The sequence below is a fragment of the Flavobacterium wongokense genome (genome assembly GCF_021608265.1).
Taxonomy (GTDB): domain Bacteria; phylum Bacteroidota; class Bacteroidia; order Flavobacteriales; family Flavobacteriaceae; genus Flavobacterium; species Flavobacterium wongokense.
Genome location: NZ_JAKIHP010000007.1, coordinates 90,536 through 103,954, shown reverse-complemented (window position 1 = coordinate 103,954; position 13,419 = coordinate 90,536). Strand labels below are relative to the sequence as shown.

Here is a 13,419-nt window from a genome sequence, read left to right as displayed (position 1 = left end):
GGTAGTTATCTAACCCAACAAAATCAAACGCTTATGAAAAATTCTATTTTTCTGCTTTTCGCCTTATTCTCTTTTTCCTTAAGCAATGCGCAGATTGTCAACATTCCTGATGCGAACTTTAAAACTGCGTTACTAAATTATCCTGGCATTGACACAAACACTGATGGTGAAATACAGGTTAGTGAGGCTTTACAGGTTAGCTATTTACATCTTACTGCTTTTGGCATCAATAATGGACTACCAAATATAAGTAGCCAAACCGCCAATTTAACTGGGCTTGAGATGTTTACCAATCTTACCATGTTGTACATAGATGGCTTATCCATTACCAATTTTAACTTTCCTACTTTAACAAACCTAATGATTTTGGAATTTCGAAGTAATTTAGCGCTTGCAAATGTAAATGTGCTTCCCTTAACCAATCTAATATATTTCAGATGTGATCAGTCAAGTATCACCTCATTGGATCTAAGTACTTTGACACAGCTTGAGCGTTTAAACTGTGAGTTCGATTCCTTATCAAGCCTGAACTTATCCAATAATCCTCATTTGCAAATGCTTGCCTGTTCCCATAACCAGATATCGCAACTCAATCTTTCCAATCTGACAGAATTGTATTTTTTAGGAGCTGACAATAACAATTTAACGACACTTGACTTAACAAATAACCATCTCCTCCAATACCTTTACTGCAGCTACAATCAATTAACCGATTTGGTTAATATAGATGCTCCCGGTTTGCACACTATTGAATGTGCTTATAATCAATTAACCAGTTTAGATTTTAGCCATACAAGGATTTTAGTTCCTTATGGTGGAACTTCACAAATATACATTTACGGAAATCCTGCGCTGAACTTTATAAATTTAAAAACCGGTTATCCTTTTACCGATGGTAGTATAATTATCGAACACCCAGTTCAATACATCTGCACCGATGATTATAACATACCTTATGTGGCCAATCAACTTCAAAGCCCTATATTTAGCGGTACTAATATTGGCACTTATTGTGATTTCGTTCCGGGTGGCAATTACAACACCATTAGTGGAACATTTAATTATGATGCTGATGGGAATGGCTGCGATTTTGAAGATACCAAAACTGCGACCAATCTCGATTTTCCTTTTGAAAACTTATTCATTACATTATCGGGGCCTATACTAAATGGTACTTATTCAAATACTGATGGGGATTATTCTTTTTTTGCGACACAGGGAACTTTTACTATCACTCCAACGCCAATTCCTTATTTCACAATTTCACCGCCAAGCGCTTCTGTTAGTTTTCCAGACAGCAACAATAACAGTCAAATCCAAAATTTCTGCATCTCTCCCAATGGTGTCCACAACGATGTAGACATTGTAATACTTGCTATTCAAAATGCACGACCTGGTTTTGATACGCGTTACCAATTAGTATATAAAAATAAAGGTAACCAGACTATGAGTGGAACTATCAATCTTAGTTTCGATGATGCTATTTTAGATTTTGTCTCGGCAACTCCAGCATTAAATAATCAGTCAACAAATAATTTGAATTGGACTTACTCTAATTTAATGCCATTTGAAAGCCGGACAATTGAGTTTAAATTACATCTTAACGGACCAACAGATACCCCAGCAGTAAATTTAGATGATGTTTTACATTTCACCGCAACTATCAATCCCATTCCCGGAGATGAAACCCCTGAAGACAATGTTTTCCATCTGACACAAACCGTAAGGGGTTCAATGGATCCTAACGACAAAACCTGTTTGGAAGGCACTACCATAACGCCTGACATGGTGGGCGATTACCTGAACTATGTAATCCGTTTTCAAAATTCAGGAACTTATTATGCTGAGAATGTTGTTGTGAAAGATGTAATCGACACCTCAAAGTTTGACATCAGTTCACTTCAGTTAATTTCAAGTTCACATCCGCATACGACCAGGATTACAGGCAATAAAGTAGAATTTATTTTTGAAAACATCAACCTTCCTGCCGAAATGGACAACGAACCGGGAAGCCATGGTTTTGTTGCGTTCAAGATCAAAACCAAAAGCAATTTGGTATTGGGCAACCAGGTCCAGAATACCGCTGACATCTATTTTGATTTCAACGCGCCAATTGTAACCAATACTGCTTCGACTACTGTAGCACTTTTGAATGTTAATGAAACTGAGGCAAATGGTGTAGCAATAAACCCTATACCTGTAAAAGACATTCTTCAGATTAGAGCTTTGGAAAGCATCAGCTCTGTTGAAATATTTGACATCCAAGGCCGTCTTTTACAAATAAAAACTGCAGATGACTTGTCGACAACTGTTGATTTCACCGGAGAACCAAAAGGAGTTTATTTGGTAAAAGTCTACACTTCAAAAGGAATGAAAATCCAAAAAATAATTAAGGAATAAGTATGAAAAAATCAATCTTCTTTTTATTTACCATCGCTGTTGTAAGCTGTTCCAAAAAAGTGGAAACCGTGAATCCCGAAGCCTTAAAAGCCGAGATTTTTAAAGCGGAAGACGATTTCAAGAATATGGCCCAAACCAAAGGAATACAGGAAGCTTTTTACACATTTGCCGACAGCAATGCCGTTATGAAACGGGACAACGACTCGCTAATCAAAGGAAAAGAAGCAGTTAGGGAATTTTTTAATGATGAAAAATTCAAGAAAGCCTCGGTTACCTGGAAACCTGAATTTGTAGGCGTTTCAGATGACGGTACTTTGGCATATACTTATGGAAAATATGTTTGGACCACAACCGATTCCTTAGGTGTAAAAAAGGATTTTAAAGGCCGTTTCCATACCGTTTGGAAAAGGCAGAAAGACGGAAGCTGGAAATTTGTTTGGGATTAATACTTGAAAAATGAGCAAAAAATATCTAATACAAAAAACTCCATTTGTAGTGCCAACCACGGATGGAAAAATAATCGAAGAACACCACGGAATCCAAACAACGGGTAACCATGAAATCTCGATTGCGCACATGATTGCTCCGCCAAAATGGAGCGAACCCTTCCAGACTCCGGAGTTTGAGGAATACACTTATATCATTTCGGGAAAAAAGCAATTCATTATTGAAGGTGAAACTGTAATCCTGGAAACTGGTCAATCCATCAAAATTGAAAAGAATACCCGTGTTCAATATTCCAATCCGTTTGACGAACCATGCGAATACATTGCGATTTGCAAACCTGCTTTTGATTTTAATAAAGTACACAGAGAAGAATAAAAAAATTCCGAATCATCGGGATTTCTTATTTTAATAAGCCTATAATTTTCTGTTCCACTTCTTCGCTATTCCATTTTTCCCCGATGTTGTCCATCTGCATCACTTCTTCCATGATTTTGTTCTGCAAATCGCCAAGCGCCAAGGCTTCTGAATAAGGGTGAAGGCTGAAGGTCACACGGCTGTACAATGGCAGCCATTTATCGGGATGTTTGTCTGAAAACCACTTTTCGATTTTTTTCTGCAATAGGAAATTTTCATCGGCAGTTTTGGTACTCATTTCAATGAAATTCCGCAACGAAAGTTCCGCAATGGCATCGGCATTGGGCTTTCTTGAAGTTTCATATTCCTTAAAAATGGTTTCCCAATCGTCTCCGTATTTTGAAATCATTTCATTCAAAATCGTAATATCCTCAAAACCTGCATTCATTCCCTGTCCGTAAAAAGGAACAATGGCATGCGCCGAATCACCAATCAAGGCAACATTATCGCCATGCGTCCAAGGGAAACATTTCATCATGACCAGGTAACTTGTTGGGTTTTTGAAGAAATCTTCGACCAAGTCGGGAATCACTTCTTTGGTATCGGGGAAAAATTCGGCAAAGAAATGTACCAACGTTTTTTCATCCTTTAATTGTTCGAACGAATTCTCACCTTCAAAAGGCATGAACAGCGTACAGGTAAAAGTTCCATCCAGATTGGGCAAAGCCATCAACATGAAATTTCCTCTGGGCCAAATGTGCAGTGAATTTTTATCAACCTTATGCGTGCCGTCGGGATTTGCCGGGATGTGCAATTCCTTGTAGCCAATTTTCATAAACTCCTGCGAATAATCAAACATGCTCTGACGCTGCATTCGGTGGCGGATCCTTGAGAAAGCGCCATCAGCACCAAAACATTTATCGTATTTTAAATCGGTCCACTCACCTCTTTCGGTATCACCCATATGAAGTGTTGAAGTTGCTAAAGTAATGTCCCAGATTTTATGCTCAAAGAAGAATTCTACGCCTTCAGCTTCCGCCAAATCAATCATCCTTCGGTTTAAAACGCCTCTTGACAAGGAGAAAATGGCTTCTCCATCCTTGCCATAATACTGGTAATTGAGTTTCCCATCTTTTAAATGTATTGCCCTTTTATCGACAGGAATTCCGATTTTGCGGATTTCATCATCAAGCCCAACATCTTCCATGGCTTTCCAGCCACGGGTAGACATGACTAAATTAATGGAACGTCCCGAGAATTCAACAGTTCGAATATCCGGACTCCTGTCATAAACATGAACCGTGTGACCGAGTTTCTTGAGATAAATTGCCAACAGAGTCCCGACAAGGCCTGAACCAACGATAGCAATTTTTTGAGGAGTTTGCATTTAATTTTATTAAACGGTTTTTATTTAACTTCGTTCCGTTCGCCACCTCAATGGCTCAGGTCATACTGTTCGGCCTTACGGCCTCGAGTGCAAATTTACTTTTTTGCCCGGAATAGTTGCATTTAGTTTGGGAATAATTTATTACATCGCTTCCGGTTGTTTGAGCGACCAGCCCGAAGCCAGGAACTTCTGCACCAACCCGTTTTTCTCAGCTGCTCCTTTAAGCGTCTTAATTCCTTTATGCGAAGCAAACCAGTCTTTTCCGTACATTGAACCAAATACAGCGGTAAAAATACCACCAAAGAAACCAACCACAACAAAAGGCACAATTTGGGTCATGGCGCTTAAAACAATGATCAGAATTCCAACTATTATTGCGAGAAGCGTTGCTTTGACTTTTGAGCTTTCATGGATTTTCCGACAGGATTTACAACGCGGAATCCCGATTAGGATTTTGGCATATTTAACTGAGGCATAAACCACAAGATATGTTCGGTCTTTGGTCATGAAAACGGGAGCAAAATAACAATCCCTGATATTTTCCATTTCTGCTTTGTTGCAAAAACTGCATTTTTTTTCAGTGGGTTCTAATCTTTTCTGCTCCTCGTTAAAGGTGTAATTATCTGGTAAAACAAATTCTTCCATGCTTATTTTTATTTCTTTTTGGGTTTAAAAATTAATTTTGTCGATGTGGCTTCTATTTCTTTTTTATTGAGTTTCATTTTCCTGAATTTTCCTTTGACAAACAATTCCGTCTGATCATCATAATGCCTGCTCATTGGATTACCCGATTGGCCTGTTGGCAGAACACTCCAACTGTTTTCAATATCCGAAAAATCGATGATACGTCTTGTCGATGGACCGCCTTTAACGGCTATATCAGTCACTTCATTCAGTGTAAAAAGTTGGTTGTTGATGACTTCGTTTGTGCCTGCAATTGAAAAAGGGCCAACATTAAAAAAGCTGCTAAACAATTTTACCTTTCCTATTGGATGCTGGAATTCTACCCTGTGGAAGCGTTCCCATTTCCATTTGTAATCAATCCTGCCTGCTTTTTTATACAATGAAAGATACGCCTCGTGAAATGATTTTGTCAGTATCTCTTTCTGGGTTTCCTTTTTACTTTTGGTTCTAATATTGTCCCACCAAGGTGAATTGGGATTTTGGCTTTGATTTTCGATAGTTTGTTTGATAATGTGTGTACTCAGCAGCATCTCAAAATATTCTTTTCCTAATTCATCCTCAAAAGTATTTTTTAAGTAAAAGTAAATCCAGTTGTTATAAATAGATGGCGCATATTCCTTAATGTTGTGGGTGCCTTTCCATTTCTTAAGGTGTTCCAACGCTTCTTCTTCTACAGCATAGAAACCATATTTCTTTAATTGCGTAGTATCAAGGGCTGTCAACATTTTCGCTAAAATTGCCGGGGCTGTAACCGAAGTATTGTCGGTTATCATTTTGGAAACATCTTCTTTGGTCCAATTATTTTTTGGATTTAATAATCCGTCAATGCGCGTTGCCCGGTCTTTTGGAAGATAATAACCCGGATACAAATAACCGTCAATAGGTTCGGGCTGATTGTTGGCACTGTAAACGTAATTCCATGGCGGATTTATGGCGGAAGGATTTTTTGCAAATGGTAGCCATTCCTTTTTGTCATCAATGCCGTTGGCGCCATTTAAAATGAAATTGGTATTGACGCTTTGATCCACTTTATAAAGTTTCCCCGAAGTTATCCAGGCAATATTCCCTTTGGCGTCGCCGTACGTGATATTCAATCCTGGTGCTTTTATCAATTCGATGCTTTTATGGAAACCCTCCAAATCCTTAGCATGTGATAGTTGATAAACTGCTTCGAGGATTTCGTTTTTTTGTTCAGTATAAATCCATGACATTGCCACAGGCTTTTTCGATTTCAATCCGTCAAGCAGCCCATTGATAATAGGTCCGTGTTGCGACATTTTTACATTGAGTTTAACATCGCTGCTGTCTTTTACCTTGATGGTTTTTTGTTGGTAGGTGTAATTTTTATAGCCGTCAACAGTTTTATATTGTTTGTCATTGTTCGGATTATTTTCCTCTTTAAAGAAATCTACATCGTCATTTTCAAACATCGTCAATCCGTAAGCGTAATTGTGATTGTGGCCCAAAAGCGGAAATGGCGTGCCTGCAATGTAGTATCCGTACATTTCATAATCGGGGCAGGAAATATGTGCTTCGTACCAGGTTCCAGGTTGGGAATACATGATGTGCGGATCATTTGCCAAAATTACCTTGCCGCTTTGGGTTTTAGCACCGCCAATAACCCAGCTATTGCTTCCGATAAAAGCCGGAATCGGTGATGATTCCAGTAAACCGGCAACCGATTTTGATATCTCGGCATATTCCTTATAATTGCCTTTATAGGATTTTAATTGTTTGGTTCCCAATTCGCCATTGATGCCAAAATCCTTTAAATAACCCATTCCAAAACGGTCACGGATGTCAGTCAGCAATGGATCTGTCTTTTGTGCCATTGCAAAACTGAAAGACATGAACCCGAAAATATTATACACATCCTTCAACGTGAATTTTTCCTGATGGATTCCCAATAATCTTAATTCAACCGGAGTCGTGCCTTGCTCGATATACTGATTGATACCGTCCAGATAAGCATTTGCCAAAATATAGGTTTGGGAATCCTTATCCAAATTGGCAACAGCCTGTTTCGAGTTTTCATCGATTCCAATACCGGCAAAGAATTTATCCGTTTTTAAAACCGGAGTACCAAACATTTCCGAAAGCCTTCCCGGTGCAATGCGCCGCATCAGTTCCATCTGCCACAATCTGTCCTGTGCATGGACATAGCCTAATGTTGTCATCGCATCTTTTTGGGTTTTGGCATAAATATGCGGCACACCATATTCATCAAAATAGACAGTCGTTTGTTTGGAGATATTCGCGAGGTTTGTTTCGCCCTCGTATTGCGGTTTGGTGTGTTGAAGATAACCTACAACCGCAATGAAAATGACAATTACTAGAATCAATAAGAGTAACAGGAATTTCTTGAGGCGTTTCATGATATTGGTGTTGGTTAAACAAATATAACAAATTAGTATATTCTATAACCCAACGGTTATTGCGCTAAAATTTTGGCTCAGAATTTTTATCTTAGCTAAAATAACGCATTGCAAAATGAAAAACACAGCAGAAATCGCAGGCCGTTTTCGGGAAATTATCTTTGACGGAACCTGGGTTGCCAATACCAATTACAAACACCAATTGGCAGATTTAGATTGGGAAACCGCAACAAAAAAAGCAGGCAGCTTAAACACTATTGCGGTTTTGGCACAGCACATTCATTACTACATCAATGGAATAAATAATGTTTTCAGAGGCGGGACTTTGGACATAAGGGACAAATACAGTTTTGATTTCCCAGCCATTAATTCGCAAGATGACTGGGAAAATTTCCTCACCCGATTTTGGAATGATTCCGAAGAATTTGCTTCTTTCATTGAGCAAATGCCTGATGGAAAATTAGAATCGGTTTTTGTGGATGCAAAATACGGTAGCTATCGCAGGAACATTGATGCGATGATTGAGCATAGTTACTATCATTTGGGGCAAATTGTTTTATTGAAAAAACTGCTGCAATAATTTATTTCCCAACATACTCCAATATATCTCCAGGCTGGCAATCGAGAGCTTTGCATATCGCTTCGAGAGTGTTGAAACGAATCGCTTTTGCCTTTCCTGTCTTTAGTATCGAAAGATTGGAAAGTGTCAAATCGACTTTCTCTGAAAGCTCGTTCAATGACATCTTACGCTTTGCCATCATCACATCTAAATTTACAATTATTGCCATAACTATATGGTTAGTTCATTTTCGTTTTGAATATCCACTCCTTTTTTGAAAATAGTCGCAATAATATAAATCACAGCTCCCATTAAAATAAATGCCTGGCTGTCGGCCCAAAATTGGTTTAAGTTGTCGGGAACAAAACCGTGATGCATTAGATTTTTAACCAATTGCCTGGCAATGTAGCTCAACAATCCAATTGAAAGGGTGTAATAACTAATATTTGAAATTTGTCCCGCCACAAAAGTGTTGAACGGTTTTGACAAATCCATTTTATGCATTAACCTGATGACCGTGTAAAATAGGCAGGCTTTCAAAATTGAAATGATCAGGATAAAGCTATAGACACCGAAAAACGCCAATTTGCTGTCTTTATACATTTCAATTAAGTCCAACTTTTGATAAAGATTTTGCACAAATTCGGGGTTGTATAAAGTGAAAAAGAAATTTACCAGCAAGCCTCCAGCTTCAATTGATAAACCGACAAAAATGAGCCAAGCCACAATATATAAGCCCCAAAATACGAAGTTGTTTGTTTTAGACATAATATTTGTTTTAAGATTACGATGCAATATTAATAAATTTTTATTGATAAACAATAAATTTTTATTAAAAAATAAGACATTTAAAAAATATAGTTTTTTAGGATGTATATAATTTTCTATCTTAGCTACAGAAAAAAGGGAACTTATGGCAGAAAATAAAACCAAGGCAACAGAAGTTAGCGTTGAAGGATTTATCCTAAAAGTAGAAAATGAAATAAAAAGGAAGGATAGCTTTGTATTGGTAGATTTTTTCAAATCGATAACAGGAAGTGAACCAAAAATGTGGGGACCAACAATTATTGGCTTTGGGCAATACCATTATAAATATGCCAGCGGACATGAGGGCGATATGCCTATTGCTGCTTTTTCTCCACGAAAGGATTCCATTGTATTTTATTTTTCTCCGGAATTTGAAAACCGTGAATGGCTGCTGGAGAAACTAGGCAAACACAAATCGAGCAAAGGCTGTGTTTACGTGAAGAAACTCGATGATATCAATTTGGCCGTTTTGGAAGACATTACGAAAGCTTCGATTAAAGATACACTTACACGATATCCAAATCAATAGAAAAACAAAAACCCAGCATAAACTGGGTTTTTACAATGTATAAAAAACAGTACAATATTACTTTATTCTTTTTTCTTTTTGCTGTCATCGATAATGGCACCTGTACCTGCACCAACTCCGGCTCCGGCTAAACCACCAATTATGGCACCTTCACCTTTTTTCTTACTGATAATGGCTCCGGTAACGGCTCCTACTCCGGCTCCAATTACTGCTCCTTTAGCTGCTCCACTCCATTTTTTTCTTTGTGGCGCTGCTGCTGCTGGTGCCTGATCGTGAACAACAACAACTTGTTTCTCTTTTTCTCTTATCGCTTTATCACTTTCAATTTTCATTGAATCGATGATACGTTGTTTTTCTGCTACCTGTTGCATCGAGTCAATAGTCGCCTGACGTGTATCGTCAACTATTGCTCCCTGCTTATCTGTGTTTTTGCACGAGCTTAAACTTAAAACTCCTGCAACTGCTAAAGTCATTACAATATTTTTCATAATACAAAAATTTAAAGGTTACGGTACAAAGTAACAGTATAATGCCTTCATACCATTTATAAAATTTAGATTAATGCTTATACAATTTTGGTGCCACTAACGATTAAACCTAATTGTTTCACCCACATGCAATCCGTTGCTTTTTGCTAAAACACCACACATATGGAAGAGCATTCGTGCTCCAACATTTCCATCCCAGTCGGTTTCGCCTGGTGCAACTTCAACCAAATCAAAGCCAATGATATCCTTTCCGCTTGCAGCCAATTTATTAAATAAATAGGCAGCCTGCTCGAATGAAAATCCACCCGGAACCGGCGTACCTGTATTTGGGCAGTACCAAGGATACATTCCGTCTATATCAAAACTGATTGCTATCTTTTGTGGCAAACCAGCAATAATTGCATCGCATTGCTCAGCCCAGGTTTTCCCTTCAAAAGTTTCCGTTTTTAAATCAGAATCGGTATTTACCAAAACCCTGCCTTCTGACTGCTGGACAACGGTTACTTCCTGTTCACAAAAATCGCGGATTCCTACCTGAACAATTTTTGAAATCTGTGGAATCTGCAGGGCATTATACATTATCGAAGCATGTGAATAGGTAAATCCTTCGTAGGCAATGCGTAAATCCATATGAGCATCGAGATGTAAAATCCCAAAATCATCATGTATGGAAGCCAAAGCTTCATAATAACCCAGCGGTGTTGAATGGTCTCCTCCAAGAAGAGCCACTTTTTTGCCTTGCTTCATCCAAAAAAGAACTTTTTCTTTTACTTCGGAATGCAAATCGCGGCAGGCCTTATTGATTTTTGCCAAATCATCCATCAAACTTGGATGATTGTTTAAGTCCTCACCATTTTCAAGTGCCTGGATTATCGGTTGTGCCAATGCCTTGTAGCTGTTTGAGTTGATTTTCCAATGTTCCGGTGCTTCGTCATAATACATTCCCAATTTCCATAATTCGGGAAAATCCTGATGATTCAAATCCACTTGGAAAGAAGCATCCAATACAGCTTCGGGGCCATCTGAAGCTCCTGAACCATAACTAACGGTTACCTCCCATGGAACCGGAATAATGATGATTTCTGATTGCTCTGATGAAAATGGCAATCCGAAAATGGTTGCATCCGCTAAGCCCGGCTGGCTAGGGTCAAAAGTGTCTATGATTTGTTGTTTTGTCATGCTTTTTAAAGTTGAAGGAGCAAAGTTACAAAGTATTTTTCAGGCATAGGAATAAAAAAAGCCATCTCGTTTTACTGAAATGGCTTTGTTAAATTATTTAGTGAGTGTTACTCTTTTACAAATTTGTAAGTTGCTTTTGCAGTATTAAAGTATACATTGTAAATACCTTTTGCCAAAGAAGAAACATCAATGCTTTGTTCGTTTGAAGTCACTGCCTTAGTCATAATCGTTTGTCCTAACATATTGTAGATGGTAACTTTTTCATTAGCATCAAAATCACCTTTAATGTTCAACACATTTGCAGCTGGATTTGGATACAATACAAAATTATTCTTAACAACATCTTCAATTCCAAGGAATGGATTTACAGTAAGCTGGAATGTTCTGGTTACAGTAGTACCACTAACAGCCTGCATTGTGATAGTATAAACTCCAGGAATTAAAACAGTTCCTACAACCGGACTTTGAGTTAAGGTTGCATTACAGTTTGCTGTAATTGGGTTAGCCAATGTAGCATAACTTGGCAAAGTGTATGTATTTGATGGCCCTGCTGTAACGACTTGGTTCGCAATAGCAGCCATTGTCAATCCTAAAACAGGCATAGTGTAACCTCTTCCTGAGAATTTTTCTGTCATTATGGCGATATCAGCACAAGGATAGTTCATGTTAATTGCAGCCTGTCTAACAGCTATAGCTGCATTCTGTTGGTTGGTTGAACTATTTGTTAACGCTAAACCATTTAAAAAGGCTTTGTCTGTTTTTGTTCTTCCAATTTCATCCCAGATCTGCATTAATCCGGTTGCCCAAATTTGTCCGTCATCGTGTATGAATCCGGTTAAGTCACCAGGATAGATGCCGAAGTAATCGGTTGTTCTTCCATCCCAGCAAACATTGTGTCCATCCCAGCTAAACATATACTGGAATGCAGGATCTGCTGCTGTCCACTGCCCTAAACTTCTGCTATAAGACTGAGCCCAATAATCTCCATTTCCTTCTCCGATTTGGCTTGAAGTATTTCCATTAGTCATCCAGTCGTGCAATCCGTGACCTAATTCATGCCAGATAACATCTGCATCTTCAGCATCATCCACACATCCTTCACCAAAAGCCAATGAATCACTTGAAGGCAGGTAATGTGAGTTATCAGCTCCGCTTAATCCTGAAGGGTCATATCTTAAAACACCACTGTTCAAAGCTGGTCTGCAGTTAATCCCTAAAGTTTCGTTGATGTATCTTAAACTTTTATCCAAATGATAAAAAACGTTTACCGCTTCGAAAGCATTATTATCCCTTGTAAAATTGAAGGCACTCGTTGCCTGTGTAAACAAACCAGTTGTTGGCGCTTCAATGTCTACAATTTCAACATAAGAACTTTTTAATTTGTACACAGTTCCGGTTAAATCAATTTCTGGCAACGTTACTGAAGCTCTGGCTGCAGCCAATTGTGTCGTGTTGGCATCATTTCCATCCACATAACCGGTTGTACCGTAAGCGACGTGTGCAAAAGATAATGGATCAGACATGAAAACCATAGCAGTTCCCGAAACAAAACCTAATGGAGCCATTGGTATGGTTGGATTTGTTGATTTAAACAAATTTACCGTTGGTTTGTTGTGGTGGTATAACGCTACGTCTTTTGTGCTTAAAATGCTTCCGTTTTGTGCATCAACCAATACTTCCCAGCTTCCGTTTCCCGAAGCAGGATTAGTCACGACTCTGTAAACGAGTTTCGTTTCGTCATTGACTTTGGTTACAAATAAATTATTTTCTGCAACTGTATATTCACAGGTTAATTTTAAACTCTCTCTTGATGCATCCAAAGCAGCCTGCTTAGAAAGGCTTGGCGTTGTAGCAACATTTTGTATAGCAGCATCATACGAATCCGAAGTATAGGCAAGTTCATTGCTTGGATTGAAATTTACTACAATTTCTGACTGATAAACAGGCACTTCATTCATCATTTGTTGAAAACGAAGCGTTTCTCCAGCTTCTCCCTTATAAACGAATGATAGTCTAAAAGTATCTGTAGGTTTGATTTTTAAATCGGTAGCATGTGCTGAAATCCATTGTCTTGCAGCACCTTCGTTTTCAGAAACTTGGGCATTACTTGTAAATGAAAATGCAATCAATGCTACAACTGCGAAGTGTAGTTTTAATTTCATTATGTAGTTATTTGGATTAATAATTAGTTACAAATCAACGAATTGTTT

Annotated in this window: 13 protein-coding genes; 5 read left to right on the top strand and 8 right to left on the bottom strand. The window is 38.3% G+C overall.

Going from position 1 to position 13,419, the window contains the following annotated elements; translation table 11 throughout:
• The first annotated feature begins 33 nt into the window (after positions 1 to 33).
• Genes L1S31_RS13690 through L1S31_RS13680 form a run of 3 tightly spaced genes read left to right on the top strand, consistent with a single transcriptional unit; the run spans position 34 to position 3,222 of the window.
• The gene (locus L1S31_RS13690) at positions 34 to 2,400 is read left to right on the top strand and encodes a DUF7619 domain-containing protein (protein ID WP_236465330.1); all 2,367 of its coding nucleotides are present in this window, start codon (positions 34 to 36) and stop codon (positions 2,398 to 2,400) included.
• Between the two features lie 2 nt (positions 2,401 to 2,402).
• Positions 2,403 to 2,846: a YybH family protein gene (locus L1S31_RS13685; protein ID WP_236465329.1), complete on the top strand. Its 444-nt coding sequence runs from the start codon at positions 2,403 to 2,405 to the stop codon at positions 2,844 to 2,846.
• A 10-nt stretch (positions 2,847 to 2,856) separates the two neighbouring features.
• Positions 2,857 to 3,222: a cupin domain-containing protein gene (locus L1S31_RS13680; RefSeq protein WP_236465328.1), complete on the top strand. Its 366-nt coding sequence runs from the start codon at positions 2,857 to 2,859 to the stop codon at positions 3,220 to 3,222.
• Positions 3,223 to 3,247: 25 nt separating this feature from the next.
• On the opposite strand, the gene L1S31_RS13675 is transcribed toward L1S31_RS13680, so the two are convergent.
• From L1S31_RS13675 to L1S31_RS13665, 3 genes are all read right to left on the bottom strand, one after another.
• On the bottom strand, positions 3,248 to 4,588 hold the full coding sequence (locus L1S31_RS13675) for an FAD-dependent oxidoreductase (RefSeq protein WP_236465327.1): 1,341 nt from the start codon (positions 4,586 to 4,588) through the stop codon (positions 3,248 to 3,250).
• 141 nt (positions 4,589 to 4,729) lie between these two features.
• On the bottom strand, positions 4,730 to 5,233 hold the full coding sequence (locus L1S31_RS13670; protein WP_236465326.1) for a hypothetical protein: 504 nt from the start codon (positions 5,231 to 5,233) through the stop codon (positions 4,730 to 4,732).
• Between the two features lie 8 nt (positions 5,234 to 5,241).
• The gene (locus L1S31_RS13665; RefSeq protein WP_236465325.1) at positions 5,242 to 7,647 is read right to left on the bottom strand and encodes a penicillin acylase family protein; all 2,406 of its coding nucleotides are present in this window, start codon (positions 7,645 to 7,647) and stop codon (positions 5,242 to 5,244) included.
• A gap of 115 nt (positions 7,648 to 7,762) precedes the next feature.
• Between L1S31_RS13665 and L1S31_RS13660 the strand changes: the two genes are divergently transcribed.
• Positions 7,763 to 8,227 (top strand): DinB family protein, encoded by a 465-nt coding sequence (locus tag L1S31_RS13660; protein ID WP_236465323.1) that lies wholly within the window; start codon positions 7,763 to 7,765, stop codon positions 8,225 to 8,227.
• 1 nt (position 8,228) lies between these two features.
• On the opposite strand, the gene L1S31_RS13655 is transcribed toward L1S31_RS13660, so the two are convergent.
• Together L1S31_RS13655 and L1S31_RS13650 are read right to left on the bottom strand one after the other, a co-directional pair.
• Positions 8,229 to 8,435, bottom strand: a complete 207-nt coding sequence (locus L1S31_RS13655; protein WP_236465321.1) for a helix-turn-helix domain-containing protein — start codon at positions 8,433 to 8,435, stop codon at positions 8,229 to 8,231.
• A gap of 2 nt (positions 8,436 to 8,437) precedes the next feature.
• A complete protein-coding gene (locus tag L1S31_RS13650) occupies positions 8,438 to 9,139 on the bottom strand; it encodes a DUF2975 domain-containing protein (RefSeq protein WP_236465320.1) in 702 nt (233 codons plus the stop codon).
• On the opposite strand from L1S31_RS13650, the gene L1S31_RS13645 reads away from it, so the two are divergent.
• The gene (locus L1S31_RS13645; RefSeq protein WP_236465319.1) at positions 9,120 to 9,542 is read left to right on the top strand and encodes a DUF1801 domain-containing protein; all 423 of its coding nucleotides are present in this window, start codon (positions 9,120 to 9,122) and stop codon (positions 9,540 to 9,542) included. The genes L1S31_RS13650 and L1S31_RS13645 overlap by 20 nt on opposite strands.
• A 62-nt stretch (positions 9,543 to 9,604) precedes the next feature.
• Here L1S31_RS13645 and L1S31_RS13640 read toward each other — a convergent pair whose 3' ends face one another.
• The 3 genes from L1S31_RS13640 to L1S31_RS13630 form a co-directional block, all read right to left on the bottom strand.
• The gene (locus L1S31_RS13640) at positions 9,605 to 10,030 is read right to left on the bottom strand and encodes a glycine zipper family protein (RefSeq protein ID WP_236465318.1); all 426 of its coding nucleotides are present in this window, start codon (positions 10,028 to 10,030) and stop codon (positions 9,605 to 9,607) included.
• Positions 10,031 to 10,126: 96 nt separating this feature from the next.
• Positions 10,127 to 11,209 carry an agmatinase family protein gene (locus L1S31_RS13635; RefSeq protein WP_236465317.1) on the bottom strand — a complete coding sequence of 361 codons (1,083 nt, stop codon included), beginning with the start codon at positions 11,207 to 11,209 and terminating at the stop codon, positions 10,127 to 10,129.
• 107 nt (positions 11,210 to 11,316) lie between these two features.
• Complete coding sequence (locus L1S31_RS13630; protein WP_236465316.1) at positions 11,317 to 13,371, bottom strand: T9SS type A sorting domain-containing protein; 2,055 nt, start codon at positions 13,369 to 13,371, stop codon at positions 11,317 to 11,319.
• Positions 13,372 to 13,419: the final 48 nt, after the last annotated feature.